Below are 16,837 nucleotides of genomic sequence, written 5' to 3' on the forward strand. Positions count from 1 at the left end.
CGGGACCGCGGTGCGTCGCCGCGCCGGTTACTCCTCGACCATCAGCCCTTTGCGGAGCCGTACGAGCGTGCGGGAGAGCAGGCGGGAGACGTGCATCTGGGAGATGCCCAGCTCCTCGCCGATCTCGGACTGCGTCATATTGGCGACGAAGCGCAGCGAGAGGATCTTCCGGTCGCGTGAGGGGAGTTCGGCGATCAGCGGCTTGAGGGACTCGACGTACTCGATGCCCTCCAGGCCGTGGTCCTCATAGCCGATACGGTCCGCCAGCGCGCCTTCGCTGTCGTCCTCCTCGGGCTGGGCGTCCAGCGAGCTCGCGGTGTAGGCGTTGCTCGCCGCCATCCCCTCCACGACCTCGTCATGGGTGATGCCGAGGCGGTCGGCGAGCTCGGGCACCGTGGGGGAGCGGTCCAGCTTCTGCGCCAGTTCGTCGCTCGCCTTGGCGAGGTCCAGACGCAGTTCCTGCAGACGCCTCGGTACGCGCACCGACCAGCTGGTGTCACGGAAGAAGCGCTTGATCTCGCCGACGATGGTCGGCATCGCGAACGTCGGGAACTCGACGCCGCGGCTGAGCTCGAAGCGGTCGATCGCCTTGATCAGGCCGATCGTGCCCACCTGGACGATGTCCTCCATGGGCTCGCTGCGGGAGCGGAAACGGGAGGCCGCGAACTTCACCAGGGCGAGGTTGAGCTCGACCAGGGTATTGCGGACGTACGCGAATTCGTGGGTGCCTTCCTCAAGCGATTCCAGTCGCTCGAAGAGGGTTTTGGACAGAGCCCTCGCGTCTACCGGACCCACCTCGTCGAACGGCGGGATCTCGGGCAGACCGTCGATCTCAGGCATACCCGCCGGGTCTGTTTCGGCAGGGAGCGGCTGGGAAGGGATGTGCCCGGTCGGTTCGGACAGGGGTGTCGACGATGCGGGCTGCCGGTGGTCGTCGGTGCGCAATTCGTCGAGCCGGGGTGACATGGTCTCCTCCATCGTTCTCGGCATATGGCTGCCGAAGCCTCTGTGTGAAGCTGCGGTGTGCGGCGCCTCCAAAGCCGGCCGTATCGAATGTGTCCTTACTACGCCTACCTGCCTTTGCCTGAAGATGGCAAGTGCGTGTTGTCCGCATATTGGGCAATATGCGGTTTGTACGGCTACCGGTGTGCGTCAGGAAGGCGTAGGGTTCCACGAGCGCAGTCGTAAGCGATCAGTCGATCGATCAGTCGTTGTCGAGACAGCAAGAGGGGTGCGCGCGCATGGACCGCGGGACGGTCGGCAGTGCGAGCCGGGGGCGGCTTCAGGTCGGAGTCCGCCATCACGGTGCCAGCGCGGTCGTGACGGTCGCGGGTGAGCTTGATCACCACACCGCGGATCTGTTGCGTGAGTCACTGGAGGGCTGTGTGAATGACGGATATGCACGCCTGGTGGTGGACTGCTCACGCCTTGAGTTCATGGACTCCACCGGTCTCAATGTGCTGCTCGGTGCACGCCTGAAAGCGGAGGCCGAAGGGGGCGGGGTCCATTTGGCCGGAATGCAGCCGGTGGTTGCCCGGGTTTTCGAGATCACCGGCGCCGACGCGGTCTTCACGGTGCACGACTCCCTTGATACGGCCCTGGCCGACTGACATGGCGTCGACGCCCGGAACATCGTGGTCCGGGCGCGTTGTACGTGTCACAACTTCCGTACCCAAGAAGTGGGTGTTCTCGCGGTCCGGTCGGGCAGGAGACACCTGAATCCGTTGCAATCAGTCAGGTATCTGTTCTCCGTGAATAGGCGAATCGGTGAGGTGAAGCGCTGATGAGCACCACCCGGCCGTACCCGCCGGGCGATCTCGGCCCGGAGCCGGGCGGCGCCGGTGCTTCCGCCGCCGTTCCGGCCGCCGCCACCCCGGCGGGCCAGATCCGCCGGCTGCGCCTGGCGGGCACCCGGGGCGCCGTGGCGCGTGCCCGTGACTTCGCCCGGCAGGCCCTGCACGACTGGGGCTGGTTGCCGGCCGCCAATGCCGATCAGCGTGCCGCGGCCGAAGATGTCCTGCTCGTCGTCTCGGAGCTGGTCACCAACGCCTGCCTGCACGCCGAAGGGCCTGAGGAACTGCGGCTGCGCTGCACCTCCAAGGTGCTGCGCCTGGAGGTCAGCGACCTCGGCGCGGGCTCGCCGGCGCCACGCAGTCCGCACCGCCCGGGCCGTCCGGGGGGTCATGGCATGTTCATCGTGCAGCGGCTGTGCCTGGACTGGGGCGTGGTGCGCAATGCGGATGGCGCGGGCAAGACCGTCTGGGCGGAGCTCGCTGCGCCGTCCTGACGGGTGGGGCACACGGAACGAACTGTCCCTGGTGGGTGGGTCGCGGATCGAACCGTCCTTGGTGGGTGGGTCGCGGATCGAGCGGTGGGACGGGGAGAGAGCGGGAGAGCGGGGGAGCGCGGGCCTTTCGGGGTCCGCGTTCTGGTGTCCGGGTCCGGTCGGTGCCCATGACTTCCTTTGGCCAGTGCCCATGACTTCCGTCGGCTGGTGTGCGTGACCTCCGTGCCTGCTGCCGATGGCCTCCGTTCCTCCTGCCGATGACCTCCGCGCCTGCTGTCGTACGCGCGGCCGGATTTCCCCGCCGGCGTCGGCTCGTACCGATCGGGGCTGTGCGGTGCCTTCCCTCGGCAAGGTCCCCGGCGTACCTTGAGCGGCCAATCTGATGTGCCGTCAGCTACGTCCGGCGGTGCGCTCCCGGGAGGAGGGGAACGGACAGTGGCCCGCTTCTACGAACAGCACGGCAGGTGTCCGCGCCGGACGGCCGGCCTCACCGCTGCCGTGGCGATGGCGGCGGGGTCCGCGGTGATGCTCGCCGCGCCGGCCGCCCACGCCGAGGTCGTCGACGTCAACTACCAGTGCAGGACACCGATCGGGGACAAGGGTGCGGTCTCGCCGATCGACATCAAGGGAACCCCCGACGGCAGCGGCGCGTACAAGCTGGTGATGTCCTTCCAGAAGGGGGTCTCCTCCAGCCCCGTGGAACTGGGCAAGGGCGCCATGAAGCCCAGCGCGCTGATCAGGCTGGGCGGCGCGGAGAGCGGTACGGTGCCGGTCTCCGGGCCCCCTAACGGCAGTGCGATACCGGCCAATACCCCGATCAAGATCAGCGACTTGAGCGGTACCTACACCCCCAAGGGCAGCGGCAAGGTCACCTTCACGGCCGCCACGCTCACCATCAAAGCGCTGGGTACCACCACGACCTGCACCCCCGCCAATGACCCCAAGCCCTCGCTGACCCTCGATGTGAAGGGGTCCGGCGGTTCCGGGGGTTCCGGCGGATCCAGTGGTTCCGGCGGTTCTGGTAGCTCCAGTGGCTCTGGTGGTACGGCCACCGGTGGCTCATCCGGCGGACAGCTCCCGCAGACCGGGCCGGCGGACTCCGCGATCGCGCTGGGCACGCTCGGCGGCACGGTGCTGCTGGCCGGTGTGGCCGGTGTGCTCTGGCTGACCCGGCCCCGGCAGCACGCCTGATGCCGTTGCGGATCTGGACTCGGATCTGGACTCGGACCTGGACCTGGGCCTGGACCTGGAGCCGGACCCGGGCCGCGGTCTGTGGTGCGGTCCTCGCGGTCGCCGCCGCGCTGTTGGGCGATCCCGTCGTGGCCGCGGCCGCGGCCACGACCGTGGCGGTGCCGGCGGACCGGGGCTGGTCCGCTGCGCCCGCGCCCGGTGACGGCACCGACCCCGGTGCGCGGGACCGACCGTACTTCTACCTGGAGGGCGCGCCGGGCACGGTTCCGGCCGACCGGCTGACCCTCAGCAACCCGACCGGTCATGCCGTCACCGTGCGGCTGCGCGGCTCGGGTTCCGGCACCAGTGCCCCTGCTGGTGCCGGCTCGTGGATCAGGATGGCCTCGTCCGAGGTGAAGGTCCCGCCGCGTACCCGCGCAAGCGTGCCGTTCACGGTGACCGTGCCGCGCGACGCGGTCCCCGGCGAGCGCTCGGGTGCGATCGTCGCCACCAGCGGAATGGAGGCGGGAAAGGGCGCCGGTCAGCGTGTGGCGATACCGCTCCATCTGCGGGTGACCGCACCGGCGTTGTCCGCGCTGACCGTCGAGAACGTGAACGTGCAGGGGGACGTGCACGGGCACGGGGACGGGGACGGGGACGTTATCCGGTACACGCTGGTCAATCGTGGCAATACGACGCTCGCCCCGCGGCTCACGGTGCGTGCCGACGGGGTGTTCGGGCCGGTGCTGCGGCGCGCCGCCCGTACTCTGCCGGTCGCGCTGCGGCCCGGGCAGGCCGTCGAGCTGACGGAACGGTGGCCGGACCCGCCCGCTCTGGACGCGGTCGACGTCCGGCTCACGGTGACCGCCGCGGGCGGGGCACATGGGTCGGCCACCGCCTCGTACACGGTGGTTCCGTGGGGAGTTGTTGCCGGGGTGGTGTGTCTGGCGGCGGCGGGGGTGGGCGGCGCCCTGGTGGCCGTACGGCGGCGCCGCCGCACCAAGGGGACGCGCCGGGGCGGGGCTGCGGTGGTGCTGGGTGCTCTGGCTGTCCTGTTGCTGACGATCATCACTGGCACCACCACCACTGCTGCCGCCGAGGCAGCCGTACGGACCGACGGTGGACCCACCGTCCGGCTCTCCAAGGAGGAGGCGGGCAAGGGCGGCAGCATCACCGTGACCGGCCGCGGCTGGCGGCCCAAGGCGCTGCTCACCCTGCTGATCTGCGGACAGAACATGATCGGCGGTACCAACTCGTGCGCCAACGGGGACGGACGGGCCGTCACCACCGATGCGAACGGGGCGTTCCACAAGAGCCTTCCGGTCGCCGAGCCGCCCAAGCCCTGCCCCTGTGTGGTGCATGTGTCGACCGTGACGGGAGCGGCGGCCGCGGTGGATGCCGCGTTCCAGGTCGCGGGCCACCCCGTCGCGCCGCTTCCCAAGGAGAGCACCGGCGGCCGGCTGGCGGTGCTCTCCCCGCCGCGGCTGACGGGCAGCAGCGGCCTGCTGACCTGGTTCGGTGCCCCGCCACAGCGCGAGTTGACCGTCACGATCGGCAATCTCGGCCCCACACCTGCCAAGGACCCGGTGTTCCACGTCGGCACCTCACACGGCGTCTTCGCGCCCCAGTGGGAGGAGCGGCAGTGGCGGGGGACCGTACTCGCCGGCAGGAAGGCCGAGGTCAGACTGCCGGTCGAGCTCGCGGCCGGTGCGCACGGTGACTATCTGGTCTCGCTCAAGTACGGCGGCAAGGTGCTGGCGGAGCAGCCCTGGGGGGTCGCGAGGCCGTGGGGTGTGACGCTCTTCTGGGGGCTGCTGTGCCTGGTGGTCCCGATGGCGGTGTTCCGCGTCGGGATGGCGATCGTGAACCGGGTGCGTCCGAACCGTAGGGCTGCGGGTGGTGCCGGCCACGGGGCCGCCGCCCGAACGGCCGGTGGCTCTGCCGCGCTGCCCTGGTTCACCCCGGACGCCGCACCGTCCGCCACCCCATCACCGCCCAGTACCCCATCACCGTCCAGCGCCGCATCACCGCCCAGCACACCCACCGAACGACCGACGTCGAAAGGTTCTGCGTGATGAGGCAGATGAGGGAGATGAGGGAGATGAGGCAGATGAGGCCACGGAGGAGAGCCGCGGCGGCCTCGGTGGCCGCGCTGGCGCTCGCGGGAGCGGGCGTGCTGACCTTGGCCGGCCCTGCCCGGGCGGCGGAGGTCTCGTACCGGACGGAGTGCCTGCCACCGCCGATATCGGGGCTGCCGCCGATCGAGGGGACCACGAAGGTGGCGGTCAGCGCGCCCGCGACCGCGAAGGTCGGGGACGAGATCACGGTGGTCTGGAAGACCCTGGAGGGCGCGTCGAAGAACCCCGACATCCTCGACCTGGGGGAGAACACCGTCCAGCCGACCGGCACGATCACGGTCGCCGGGGCCCAGACCGGTGAGCTGCCGATGAAGGGGCCGCGGCAGAATCCGCCGATCCCCAAGGGCAGTCCGATGAAGCTGTCGGATATGACGGGCAAGCTGACGCTGACGAAGCCCGGTGAGATCACGCTGACCCCCGGTTTCTACAACATCAACGTCAGCAAACCGATCTCCACGGACACCAAGTGTTCGCCCAAGGAGACAGTGCGGCCCGCGGTCACGGTCAAGGTGACCGACGGCGGCGGTTCGACCGGGGGCGGTTCTACCGGCGGTGGTTCCACCGGTGGAGGTTCGACCGGGGGCGACACCACCAGTGGCGGCTCTACCGGGGGCGGTTCCACCGCCGGCGGTTCGACCGGCGGCTCCGGTAGCGATCCCGACGGCACCGCGTACCAGGGCAAGGAAGTCCGCGTTCCGTACGCCTGCAAGACGCCCATCGGCGACAAGAAGGCGGTCTCGCCGGTCCAGATCAACGCTGTGAAGAAGAGCGGCGGATACGACCTGACGGTGCGGTTCAAGAAGTCCGTCATGACCAGCCCGGCGGACATCCCCAAGGGCGCGGTCAAACCGTCGATGGCCGTCACGGTGGGCGGCGCCGACAAGGGATCGGTGAAGGCCGAAGGGCCCGTCAACGCCGAACCGATCAAGTCGGGCGACCCGATAGAGATCCCCGACCTCAAGGGCACCTACACGCCGGGCGCCACCGGTACGGCCACGCTGACTCCCGGCGTGCTCACCGTCAACGCTCTGGGAACGACCACCACCTGCACCCCGGAGAAGGCCCCGGGTGTCTCGCTCGCCTTGGACACCGCCGCACAGCCGGGCGGCACCTCCGGCGGCTCGACGACCGGTTCGACGAGCGGCTCCACGACCGGTTCGTCCGGCGGCTCCTCGGGTGGCGCGGAGGCCTCCGGCGGAGCAGGGGCCTCCGGCGGCGCGGGCGGCGGCCTCGCCCAGACCGGCGCGGCCGACGACGGCGCGCTGACCGCCCTCGGCTTCCTCGCCGGCACCCTCATCCTGCTCGGCGGCGCGCTCCTCACCGTCACCCCATGGCGGCGGCTGCGGCGCTGAGCACAGCCGTCTCCACCGGCCGGTACGCCGCAGGGCCCCGCCGCACCATCCGGTGCGGCGGGGCCCTGCGCGGCGGCTGCGACGACGCGTCAGCCGCGAAAGCGGATCAGTGCACGTCTCCCATGAGCGCAATGATCTTCTTGCGGGACATGTGCACCGCGAGCCCGGCGAGCAGTGCGAGGGCGGCCTCGGCCGCCACCACCCCGGTGCCGCTGAGGTCCGCGCCGGCGGTGGAGAGCAGCGAGGTGATGCAGTCGCCGGCCGTGACGGCCAGGAACCAGACGCCGAGCATCTGGCTGGCGTACTTCTGCGGCGCCATCTTCGTGGTGAGCGACAGGCCGACGGGGGAGAGGCAGAGCTCACCCATCGTCTGGACGCAGTAGATGGCGATCAGCCAGGCCGGGCTGACCTTGCCGCCGTCCGCGGTCTGGCTCATCGCGTAGGCGAAGACCACGAACGAGAAGCCGATGAGGACCATCGCCATGGAGAACTTGACCGTGGTGCTGGGCTCGCGGTTGCGCCGGGCCAGCTTGATCCATACCGAGGCGAAGACCGGGGCAAGGGCCATGACCCACAGCGGGTTGACCGACTGGAACCAGGAGGACGGGAAGCTCAGCCCGAAGACGGTGTCCGCGGTCTTCTTCTCGGCGAAGGTGGACATCGTCGAACCGGCCTGGTCGAAGATCATCCAGAACACGGCGGCGGCGACGAAGAACCAGATGTAGCCGCTGACCTTGGTCTGCTCCGTGGCCGTGAGCTCCTTGTCCCGCTTGATGCGGGCCAGCACGGTGACCGGGATGGCCAGGCCCAGGAGCGTCAGCGGCAGGACGATCCAGTTCATGGTGAAGCTGCCGGTGCCGACCACGACGCCGTAGAAGACCACCGCGATGGCCAGCCAGATCAGGCCCTTGCGCAGCAGGGCGCCACGCTCCTCGGCCACCAGCGGGGACGGCACCGTGCTGCTGACCGGCGACAGGTGCCGGCTGCCGATGAGGAAGAACGCCAGGCCGATGCCCATGCCGACGGCGGCCATCGCGAAGCCGAGGTGCCAGTTGATGTTCTGGCCGACCAGGCCGATGGCGAGCGGAGCGGCGAAGGCGCCCATGTTGACGCCCATGTAGAAGATCGTGAAGCCGCCGTCCCGGCGCGGGTCCTGCGGGCCGTCGTAGAGGTGGCCCACCATCGTGGAGATGTTGGACTTCAGCAGACCGGAGCCGATCGCGACCAGCGCCAGACCGGCGAAGAAGGTCGCCTGGCCCGGCAGGGCCAGCACCAGGTGACCGGCCATGATCACGCCACCCGCGATGGCAACGGTCTTGCGCGGGCCCCAGATCCGGTCGCCGATCCAGCCGCCGGGCATGGCGAGCAGGTACACCATGGCCACGTAGACGGAGTAGATGGCCACCGCCTTGGCCTCGGGCATGGCGAGGCCGCCGCCCTGGCTGCCGGGCTTCGCGTCGGGGCCACCGGCGATCAGATACAGGACGAGCAGGGCGCGCATGCCGTAGTAGCTGAAGCGCTCCCACATCTCGGTCATGAAGAGGGGGGCCAGTCCGCGGGGATGGCCGAAGAAGGTCTTGCCACCGGCTACAGGGGTCCCCTGCCGGTCCTCGTCCTTCGTCAGGCTCGACGCCATGGGTGCTTCCTTGCTGCTCGGGACGCGTTCGGAGGCCGTTTCGCGCCCGGTGGGGGATGACCGGCACCGGCGTGGACCCGCCGTCCCCCCACCCCGGGGGTTCGGTGCTGTCCCTCGAGGTCAGTCGGGGAGACACCGGCAGAGCGGTCCGACACCGGGATCCACGCCCTCCGTGCTGCACTGCGCGGTGGACCCGGTCGACAGGTCAATCACTGTGTATCGGGACTGGGGGCCAGTCCCGCACACAACGAGGGACCGATGACGTCAGTGGCGTCACGGGCCCCAATGGTTGTGCTTTGGACGTTCGGGACACCATACGTCTGTTCACTCGAGGTGGGAATACGTGAGACAACGCTCACACCGGCCCGGGGAACCGCGCGCCCCTCTCCGGGCGACCGCGCGCGATCACGCCCGAGCGCCCCGCCCCAGCTCACAGCGGCCGCCGGTGTACGGACCGCCCCGGTGCGTCATCCGCGCTGGTCCACCCCGCGTGCGCGATACATCGGACTACCATCGGCCCATGACCCGTGTACTGCTCGCCGAGGATGACGCGTCCATCTCGGAGCCGCTCGCCCGCGCCCTGCGCCGCGAGGGTTACGAAGTCGAGGTGCGCGAGGACGGCCCGACGGCGCTCGACGCCGGTCTCCAGGGCAATATCGACCTCCTCGTGCTGGACCTGGGACTGCCCGGTATGGACGGCCTGGAGGTCGCCCGCCGGCTGCGCAACGACGGCCACTCCTTCCCCATCCTGGTGCTGACCGCCCGCGCCGACGAGGTGGACACCGTCGTCGGCCTGGACGCCGGCGCCGACGACTACGTCACCAAGCCCTTCCGGCTCGCCGAACTCCTCGCCCGCGTACGGGCCCTGCTCCGCCGCGGCTCCACCGTCGAGCCCCAGCAGCCGCCGGCCACCCACGGCGTACGGATCGACGTCGAGTCCCACCGCGCCTGGATGGGCGACGAGGAACTCCAGCTCACGGCCAAGGAATTCGATCTGCTGCGGGTCCTGGTACGGGACGCCGGCCGGGTCGTCACCCGCGACCAGCTGATGCGTGAGGTCTGGGACACCACCTGGTGGTCGTCCACGAAAACGCTCGACATGCACATCTCCTGGCTGCGCAAGAAGCTGGGGGACGACGCCGCCAACCCCCGCTATATCGCCACCGTCCGCGGAGTCGGCTTCCGCTTCGAGAAGAGCTAGGGGCCCGTGCGCCGCCGCCTGATCAACTCCACGCTCGCCGTGGTACTCGTCGTGATCGCCGTCTTCGGTGGCGCGCTCGTCATCGTCGAGACCCGCACCATCCAGGCCGGCGCGGAGGAGAGCGTGGCCTCCGAAGCGGTCCGGCTGGTGGGGATAGTCGAGAGCCGGCAGAGCAGCGGCGAGAAGATCACCTCGGACGTGCTCTCCGAGCAGATCGCCGGCAACCGGTACGCCGAGATCACGGTGCCGGGCAAACCGCGGATCGAGATCGGGCACCGTCCGTCCGGCAAGGTCATCGAGTCGACGCAGCACGGCGACCGCGGTGAGTCGGTCACGGTCCAGGAGCCCCGCTCCACGATCAACTCCGAGATCGGCCGGACACTGCTCGTCATCCTGGCCGTCGCACTGCTGGCGATCCTCGCGGCCGTGGTACTCGCCGTCCGCCAGGGCCGCCGGCTGACCGCGCCGCTCATCGATCTCGCCGAGACCGCCGAGCGTCTCGGGTCCGGCGATCCGCGCCCGCGCCACCGCCGGTACGGCGTCCAGGAGCTGGACCGGGTCGCCGATGTGCTGGACGCCAGCGCCGAGCGGATCGCCCGGATGCTCACCGCCGAGCGGCGGCTGGCCGCCGATGCCTCCCACCAGCTGCGTACGCCGCTGACCGCGCTGTCCATGCGGCTGGAGGAGATCACCGTCACCGACGACCCCGACACCGTGAAGGAAGAGGCCGCCATCGCGCTGGCGCAGGTGGAGCGGCTGACCGATGTGGTCCAGCGGCTGCTGACCAACTCCCGGGATCCGCGTACCGGCTCGGCGGTCGCCTTCGACCTCGACGAGGTGGTCAAGCAGCAGATCGAGGAGTGGCGGCCCGCTTACCGCAGCGCGGGCCGGGCCATCGTCCGCTCCGGCAAGAAGGAGCTGCGGGCCGTCGGTACACCGGGCGCGGTCGCCCAGGTGCTGGCCACCTTGATCGAGAACTCGCTGATGCACGGCTCCGGGCCGGTCGCCCTGCGGACCCGCGTCACCGGCAACCAGGCGGTCGTCGAGGTCACCGACGCCGGCCCCGGGGTCCCGCCGGATCTCGGCTCACGGGTCTTCGAGCGGACGGTCTCCGGCCGCAACTCCACCGGGCTCGGACTGGCCGTCGCCCGGGACCTGGCCGAGGCGGACGGCGGGCGGCTGGAACTGCTCCAGCAACGGCCGCCGGTCTTCGCGCTGTTCCTGGCCCGGGAGTCGGAGCTGTCCGCCGAGCACTGAGCCGCTGAGCACCGAGCCTGTGGGCCGACGGCTCGGGGAACCCCTAGGGGAAGCTCGAACAGATCCCCTAGGGGACGAGAGCGCCCCCTGCGGGGCCTCAACGAGGCGGGCCAGGACGGTATTCCCGTCGGGACTACGGCCCCCGCTCGCTTCCGGAGAGGACCCGCTCACTTCCGGGAGGTCCCGCTCACTTCCGGGAGGTCCCGCTCACTTCCGGGAGGTCCCGCTCACTTCCGGGAGGACCCGCTCACTTCCGGGAGGTCCCGCTCACTTCAGGGGAGGTGCCGCTCACTTCCGGGAGGTGGTGTGCGGCCGCTGCGAGTCGTCGGTGAGGAAGGACTCGGCGGTCTCCACCGCCTCGCGTGCGGGCAGGGTGCGGAAGACCCAGGTGCGGTAGGACCAGAAGCGGAAGAGCGTGGCGAGGCCGATGCCGAGGAACTTGAAGACATTGCTCTGCAGCGGGGTGTGCCAGCCGAACCCGTACGTCGCGACGTAGAGCAGACCGTTCTCGATCACCAGGCCGACCGCGCTGAACAGCAGGAAGAGCGTGAGCTCCCGTGTGCGGCGCTGCTTGTCGCGGTCGCGGTAGGTGAAGTAGCGGTAGCCGATGTAGTTGGTGCCGGTGGCCACGACCGTCGCGATGATGCTGGCGCGGACGACGGGGAGCTCGGTCAGGTGCCGTACGACGTTGAACACCGCGAAGTTGACCACGACGCCGGCGCCGCCCACTGCCCCGAATTTCACCAGTTCCCGCGTGAGCGCCTCCAGTTTGGACAGCAGTGCGCTCCGGTTACTCATGGTGGTGGTTCAGCTCCCTGACGTGGGCGTCTCGCGGCCGTCAACCCTGGCCCGCCCCCTCATGCTAACCACGCCCGAATGGCGGTGCCGATCGCCTTGCCGTCCCGTCCGCGGAGGCCGGCTCCGTAACGGTCAGTAGCGGTCGGCTCCGTAACGGTCAGCTCCGATTCCGTGACGATCAGCCGACCCTGATACGGAAGTTGAGGGTGCGGGCTCCCGGCTCGTCGGCGGCGTCGGCCGAGCAGATCCGGCAGCGGAGCAGCCGGAGATCGGTGCGGCCCGGGCGCACCGTTTCGAAGTCCAGGTAGCGCTCGCGGCCGGTGCCGGACGGCAGCGGCCCGCCGGGGACCTCGCGCCGGCCGACGGCCTTGAGGACGGCGGGGTCGGGGCGGGGTTCGGCGATGATCCAGCGGTAACCGCCGGCGGGGTCACCGGCGGGGTCGTCCGCCACCTTGACGCTGAAGCGGTCCCCGGCGGAGACCGCTATCTCGGAGTCGTCGGCGCCATAGACCTCCGGCGCGGACAACTGGCTGACGACGGAGTGCAGGGCGATCAGCAGGGCGGCGACCGCGACGGCGATCACCAGCGCGCTGCCGCCCTTGCATATCCCACTGTGCGCCGGTATGCCTCCGCTCCCTGATATGCCTCCGCTCCCCGATATGCCTCCGCTCCCTGATATGCCGCTGCTCCCCGATATACCGCCGCTTTCCGATATGCCGCTGTTCTCCATTCGATGCCTCCCCTTGGCCGGGCGGCCCGCGCCCGGCGTCCGTCGCACGCGCGTGCCCGAGACCAGTGATCGGTGCGTTCTGCACTAGCTAGTGCTCGGTGCGTTCGTGCTGACCTTTGCGGGTCATCCGTCCGAGACCTTCGAACGCGTGAATTCGGAGGATCGTCCAAGCCGGAGTCGGTGCCGCGGTGCCGGGCGGATACCCTGGGGGCGTGACGTTCCCGGTAGTCGGCATGGTCGGCGGCGGTCAGCTCGCCCGTATGACCCACGAGGCGGGTATCCCCCTCGGCATCAGGTTCAAGCTCCTCAGTGACACCCCGCAGGATTCGGCGGCCCAGGTGGTCAGCGATGTCGTCATCGGCGACTACCGCGATCTGGAGACGCTGCGCGCCTTCGCCCGCGGCTGCGATGTGATCACCTTCGATCACGAGCATGTCCCCACCGAGCACTTGCGGGCTCTGGAGGCGGACGGCATCACCGTCCGGCCCGGCCGTGAGGCGCTGCGGCACGCCCAGGACAAGGGGGTGATGCGGGCGAAGCTGGACGCGATCGGCGCTCCCTGCCCACGGCACCGCATCGTCTCCGATCCGGAGGATGTGGCGCGTTTCGCGGCGGAGGGGGAAGGGTTCCCGGTGGTCCTCAAGACCGTTCGCGGGGGCTATGACGGCAAGGGGGTGTGGCTCGTGCGATCCTCCAAGGAGGCCGCGGAGCAGCTTTTCGAAAGGAGGGGTTTCGCCGGCGTGCCCGTCCTCGCGGAGGAGAAGGTCGACTTCGTCCGCGAACTGGCGGCCAATATCGTCCGTTCCCCGCACGGCCAGGCCGTCGCCTACCCCGTCGTGGAGTCCGTCCAGGTCGACGGCGTCTGCGACACCGTGATCGCCCCGGCACCCGATCTCGACCCCGAGCTGGCCGGTCAGGCCCAGGAACTGGCGCTGCGCATCGGCAAGGAGCTGGACGTCGTCGGTCATCTGGCGGTCGAGCTCTTCGAGACCGCCGACGGCCGGATCCTGGTCAACGAGCTGGCCATGCGTCCGCACAACTCCGGCCACTGGACCCAGGACGGCGCGGTCACCTCGCAGTTCGCCAACCACGTCCGGGCCGTGCTCGACCTCCCGCTCGGCGACCCGCGCCCGCGCGCCCGCTGGACGGTGATGGCCAACGTCCTCGGCGGCGACTATCCCGACATGTACTCCGCGTATCTCCATTGCATGGCACGGGACCCGCAGTTGAAGATCCATATGTACGGCAAGGACGTGAAGCCCGGCCGGAAGGTCGGGCACGTCAACACCTACGGCGACGATCTGGCGGATGTGCGCGAGCGCGCCGCGCACGCCGCCGGCTACCTGCGAGGAACGATCACCGAATGACCTCCCCCGCACACCCTGTCGTCGGCATCGTCATGGGCTCCGACTCCGACTGGCCCGTCATGGAGGCCGCCGTCCAGGCCCTCGCCGAGTTCGAGATCCCCTACGAGGTCGACGTCGTCTCGGCCCACCGCATGCCGCGCGAGATGATCGCGTACGGCGAGGAAGCGGCCGGCCGCGGCCTGAAGGCGATCATCGCGGGCGCCGGCGGCGCGGCCCACCTGCCCGGCATGCTCGCCTCCGTCACCCCGCTGCCGGTCATCGGCGTCCCCGTCCCGCTGAAGTACCTGGACGGTATGGACTCCCTGCTCTCCATCGTGCAGATGCCCGCCGGCGTGCCGGTCGCCACCGTCTCGGTCGGCGGCGCCCGCAACGCCGGACTGCTCGCCGCCCGGATGCTCGCCGCCCATGACCCCGAACTCCTCGCCCGTATGCGGGAGTTCCAGCAGGAGCTGAACGACCAGGCCACCGAGAAGGGCAAGCGGCTGCGCAACAAGGTCGCCACGCCGAACGGTTTCGGCTTCGGCGGCGCCCAGTGAGCACGTCCGAGGGCCGAGCGCCCGATGCGCTCCATGCGTCCGAGACGTCCGAGGACGCCGCACGGGAGCTGCTCGCCCGCTGGCCCGTCGTCGATGGTCACAACGATCTTCCCTGGGCGCTGCGGGAACAGGTCCGCTACGACCTCGACCGGCGGGACATCGCCACCGACCAGTCGGCGCATCTCCACACCGACCTGCCGCGACTGCGGGCCGGCGGTGTCGGCGCGCAGTTCTGGTCGGTGTACGTACGCGCCGACTACGCGGGCGACACGGCGGTCAGCGCCACCCTCGAACAGATCGATGTGGTGCGGCAGTTGCTGGCCCGCTATCCGGACGACCTGCGTCCGGCGCTGACCGCCGATGACATGGAGGCGGCCCGCGCCCAGGGCCGGATCGCCTCCCTCATGGGTGCCGAGGGCGGCCACTCCATCAACAACTCGCTGGCCACCCTGCGCGCTCTGTACCAGCTCGGCGTCCGCTATATGACGCTCACCCACAACGACACCATCGACTGGGCGGACTCCGCCACCGACGCACCGCGCCACCAGGGCCTGTCGGCCTTCGGCGAGGAGGTCGTCCGGGAGATGAACCGCTGCGGGATGCTGGTCGACCTCTCGCACGTCTCGGCCGACACCATGCGCGACGCGCTGCGCGTCAGCACCGCGCCGGTGATCTTCTCGCACTCCTCCGCGCGCGCCGTCTGCGACCACCCGCGCAACATCCCCGACGACGTACTGGCCGAACTGCCCGCCAACGGCGGCGTCGCCATGGCCACCTTCGTGCCGAAGTTCGTCCTGCCCGAGGCCGTCGAGTGGACCCGGCGCGCGGACGAGAACATGCGCGCCCATGGCCTGCACCACCTCGACACGACCGAGGCCGGTATGGCGGTCCAGCGGGCCTTCGAAGCCGCCCATCCGCGGCCGAAGGCCACCGCGGCCACCGTCGCCGACCACCTGGACCATATGCGCGAGGTCGCCGGCATCGACCACCTCGGCATCGGCGGCGACTTCGACGGCACCGCCTTCACCCCGGACGACCTGGCCGATGTCGCCGGCTACCCCCGCCTGATCGCCGAACTGCTGGACCGCCGCTGGTCCAAGGCCGATCTGGCCAAGCTGACCTGGCAGAACGCGGTCCGTACGCTGCGCGCCGCGGAGGACGTGGCGCGCGCCGAACAGGGTCGGCGCGGCCCGTCCCACGCGACGATCGAGCAGCTGGACGGCTGTACGGTCACGTGATCCGTACGGATACGTGATCCGCACGGTCACGTATCCGCACGGTTACGTGAAGCAGAGGCAGAAGGGGTGCCCGACGGGGTCGACATAGACCCGGAAGTTGCGCACCCCTTCGTCATGCCGGACGAGCTTGGCACCCAGTGCGACGACCTTGCTCTCCGCCTCGTCGATCCGCGCCCGCGGCACATTGAAGTCGAGGTGCTGTTGCTGCGGCACCTCCTGGCCGGGCCACTGCGGCGGCCGGTAGCCCTCCGCCACCCGCTGGAAGGCGAGGGGACGGCCCTCGGCCCCCGCGATCTCGACCCACTCATCGCCGTCGGCGGTCACCTGCCAGCCGAGCATCTCGGCATAGAAGGCGGCCAGCGCCCGCGGGTCGGGACAGTCCAGTGCGGCGAGGTCGAGCGTGATCAGACTCATGTCGTTACCCCCATAGCCATTCAACCGGTAACTCGGTGCGTTACTGCATGATGGCGAGGTATCGGTAACATTGCAAGAGTGGCAACGCGAACCGCTCCGGAATCCCTGCTGCTGGTGCAGGACCTGGTGAACACCCTCGACATCGAGACCGGCGAGGACGCGCTGACCGCCGAGGGCGGCCTCGCCGCTTTTCTGGAGCCGCAAGAGCCGCGAGAGCCGCAAGAGCCCGACCAGCCACGAGAGCCGCACCAGCCGCAAGAGCCGCAGGATCTACGTGAGCTGCAAGAGCTGCGCGAGGCGCTCCGGGCGGTCTGCCTCGCGCACACCGTGGGCACCGCCGTCCCCGAGCCGGCGGCCCGCGCCCTGGACCGCCTCCTGGCCGCCGCACCCCTCGTCCTGGCCATGCCCCCCGATGGTGACGCAGCCCTGCGCCCGGCACCCGGGCTGCGGGGGGCCGCCCACCTCACCGCCCGTATCGCCGCGGGCATCGCCACCGCCGTCGCGGACGGCACCTGGAAACGGCTCAAGGCCTGCGAAGCGTACGACTGCCGCTGGGTCTTCTACGACCGGAGCCCGGGCGGCCGCAGCCGTTGGTGCAGCATGGCGGTCTGCGGCAGCCGGGCGAAGATGCGCACCTACCGCGCCCGCCGCGCGGAGCCCGATACGTAGCCCCGCCGGGAGCGGAAGAGCGGAAGAGCAGGAGAGCGGGAACG

At 70.2% G+C, this 16,837-nt stretch carries 16 protein-coding genes; 11 read left to right on the forward strand and 5 right to left on the reverse strand.

Features of this window, described 5'->3' with window-relative positions; genetic code table 11:
• Positions 1-27: 27 nt before the first annotated feature.
• On the reverse strand, positions 28-966 hold the full coding sequence (locus ACFY12_RS18010) for an RNA polymerase sigma factor SigF (protein WP_390716737.1): 939 nt from the start codon (positions 964-966) through the stop codon (positions 28-30).
• 275 nt (positions 967-1,241) lie between these two features.
• Here ACFY12_RS18010 and ACFY12_RS18015 point away from each other — a divergent pair, with 275 nt between their 5' ends.
• The 5 genes from ACFY12_RS18015 to ACFY12_RS18035 all read left to right on the forward strand — a co-directional run bounded on the left by ACFY12_RS18015 (position 1,242) and on the right by ACFY12_RS18035 (position 6,947).
• Positions 1,242-1,610, forward strand: a complete 369-nt coding sequence (locus ACFY12_RS18015; protein WP_390716738.1) for an STAS domain-containing protein — start codon at positions 1,242-1,244, stop codon at positions 1,608-1,610.
• A 173-nt stretch (positions 1,611-1,783) separates the two neighbouring features.
• Complete coding sequence (locus tag ACFY12_RS18020) at positions 1,784-2,287, forward strand: ATP-binding protein (RefSeq protein WP_390716739.1); 504 nt, start codon at positions 1,784-1,786, stop codon at positions 2,285-2,287.
• Positions 2,288-2,722: 435 nt separating this feature from the next.
• On the forward strand, positions 2,723-3,478 hold the full coding sequence (locus ACFY12_RS18025) for an LPXTG cell wall anchor domain-containing protein (protein ID WP_390716740.1): 756 nt from the start codon (positions 2,723-2,725) through the stop codon (positions 3,476-3,478).
• 953 nt (positions 3,479-4,431) lie between these two features.
• Positions 4,432-5,532 carry a hypothetical protein gene (locus tag ACFY12_RS18030; protein WP_390716830.1) on the forward strand — a complete coding sequence of 367 codons (1,101 nt, stop codon included), beginning with the start codon at positions 4,432-4,434 and terminating at the stop codon, positions 5,530-5,532.
• 35 nt (positions 5,533-5,567) lie between these two features.
• The gene (locus tag ACFY12_RS18035) at positions 5,568-6,947 is read left to right on the forward strand and encodes a hypothetical protein (protein ID WP_390716831.1); all 1,380 of its coding nucleotides are present in this window, start codon (positions 5,568-5,570) and stop codon (positions 6,945-6,947) included.
• Positions 6,948-7,053: 106 nt separating this feature from the next.
• On the opposite strand, the gene ACFY12_RS18040 is transcribed toward ACFY12_RS18035, so the two are convergent.
• A complete protein-coding gene (locus tag ACFY12_RS18040) occupies positions 7,054-8,583 on the reverse strand; it encodes a peptide MFS transporter (protein ID WP_390716741.1) in 1,530 nt (509 codons plus the stop codon).
• A gap of 520 nt (positions 8,584-9,103) precedes the next feature.
• Here ACFY12_RS18040 and ACFY12_RS18045 point away from each other — a divergent pair.
• Positions 9,104-9,784: a response regulator transcription factor gene (locus ACFY12_RS18045; RefSeq protein WP_390716742.1), complete on the forward strand. Its 681-nt coding sequence runs from the start codon at positions 9,104-9,106 to the stop codon at positions 9,782-9,784.
• A gap of 6 nt (positions 9,785-9,790) precedes the next feature.
• Positions 9,791-11,041: an ATP-binding protein gene (locus ACFY12_RS18050; protein WP_390716743.1), complete on the forward strand. Its 1,251-nt coding sequence runs from the start codon at positions 9,791-9,793 to the stop codon at positions 11,039-11,041.
• A gap of 288 nt (positions 11,042-11,329) precedes the next feature.
• Here ACFY12_RS18050 and ACFY12_RS18055 read toward each other — a convergent pair whose 3' ends face one another.
• Entirely contained in the window at positions 11,330-11,839 is a 510-nt protein-coding gene (locus ACFY12_RS18055) for a GtrA family protein (RefSeq protein ID WP_390716744.1), read from the reverse strand.
• Between the two features lie 178 nt (positions 11,840-12,017).
• The gene (locus ACFY12_RS18060; protein WP_390716745.1) at positions 12,018-12,422 is read right to left on the reverse strand and encodes a hypothetical protein; all 405 of its coding nucleotides are present in this window, start codon (positions 12,420-12,422) and stop codon (positions 12,018-12,020) included.
• Positions 12,423-12,781: 359 nt separating this feature from the next.
• Here ACFY12_RS18060 and ACFY12_RS18065 point away from each other — a divergent pair, with 359 nt between their 5' ends.
• From ACFY12_RS18065 to ACFY12_RS18075, 3 genes are read left to right on the forward strand one after another with little or no spacing between them, the layout of a single operon-like run.
• Positions 12,782-13,936, forward strand: coding sequence for a 5-(carboxyamino)imidazole ribonucleotide synthase (locus ACFY12_RS18065; protein ID WP_390716746.1), 1,155 nt, complete (start codon positions 12,782-12,784; stop codon positions 13,934-13,936).
• On the forward strand, positions 13,933-14,472 hold the full coding sequence (purE, locus tag ACFY12_RS18070) for a 5-(carboxyamino)imidazole ribonucleotide mutase (RefSeq protein WP_390716747.1): 540 nt from the start codon (positions 13,933-13,935) through the stop codon (positions 14,470-14,472). The genes ACFY12_RS18065 and purE overlap by 4 nt, the downstream gene beginning before the upstream one ends.
• A complete protein-coding gene (locus ACFY12_RS18075; RefSeq protein WP_390716748.1) occupies positions 14,469-15,710 on the forward strand; it encodes a dipeptidase in 1,242 nt (413 codons plus the stop codon). Before purE ends, ACFY12_RS18075 begins: the two co-directional genes overlap by 4 nt.
• Positions 15,711-15,752: 42 nt before the next feature.
• Here the strand turns inward: ACFY12_RS18075 and ACFY12_RS18080 are convergent, their stop codons facing one another.
• The gene (locus ACFY12_RS18080; RefSeq protein WP_390716749.1) at positions 15,753-16,124 is read right to left on the reverse strand and encodes a VOC family protein; all 372 of its coding nucleotides are present in this window, start codon (positions 16,122-16,124) and stop codon (positions 15,753-15,755) included.
• A gap of 78 nt (positions 16,125-16,202) precedes the next feature.
• On the opposite strand from ACFY12_RS18080, the gene ACFY12_RS18085 reads away from it, so the two are divergent.
• A complete protein-coding gene (locus ACFY12_RS18085; RefSeq protein ID WP_390716750.1) occupies positions 16,203-16,793 on the forward strand; it encodes a CGNR zinc finger domain-containing protein in 591 nt (196 codons plus the stop codon).
• The last annotated feature ends 44 nt before the right edge of the window (positions 16,794-16,837 follow it).

Source organism: Streptomyces sp. NPDC001339 (assembly GCF_042895955.1).
Classification (GTDB): domain Bacteria; phylum Actinomycetota; class Actinomycetes; order Streptomycetales; family Streptomycetaceae; genus Streptomyces.

Bases quoted from the DNA above. Each gene is read 5' to 3' on its own strand.
- ACFY12_RS18010 (WP_390716737.1), bottom strand. From the start codon at position 966: ATGTCACCCCGGCTCGACGAATTGCGCACCGACGACCACCGGCAGCCC.
- ACFY12_RS18015 (WP_390716738.1), top strand. From the start codon at position 1,242: ATGGACCGCGGGACGGTCGGCAGTGCGAGCCGGGGGCGGCTTCAGGTC.
- ACFY12_RS18020 (WP_390716739.1), top strand. From the start codon at position 1,784: ATGAGCACCACCCGGCCGTACCCGCCGGGCGATCTCGGCCCGGAGCCG.
- ACFY12_RS18035 (WP_390716831.1), top strand. From the start codon at position 5,568: ATGAGGCCACGGAGGAGAGCCGCGGCGGCCTCGGTGGCCGCGCTGGCG.
- ACFY12_RS18040 (WP_390716741.1), bottom strand. From the start codon at position 8,583: ATGGCGTCGAGCCTGACGAAGGACGAGGACCGGCAGGGGACCCCTGTA.
- ACFY12_RS18045 (WP_390716742.1), top strand. From the start codon at position 9,104: ATGACCCGTGTACTGCTCGCCGAGGATGACGCGTCCATCTCGGAGCCG.
- ACFY12_RS18055 (WP_390716744.1), bottom strand. From the start codon at position 11,839: ATGAGTAACCGGAGCGCACTGCTGTCCAAACTGGAGGCGCTCACGCGG.
- purE (WP_390716747.1), top strand. From the start codon at position 13,933: ATGACCTCCCCCGCACACCCTGTCGTCGGCATCGTCATGGGCTCCGAC.
- ACFY12_RS18080 (WP_390716749.1), bottom strand. From the start codon at position 16,124: ATGAGTCTGATCACGCTCGACCTCGCCGCACTGGACTGTCCCGACCCG.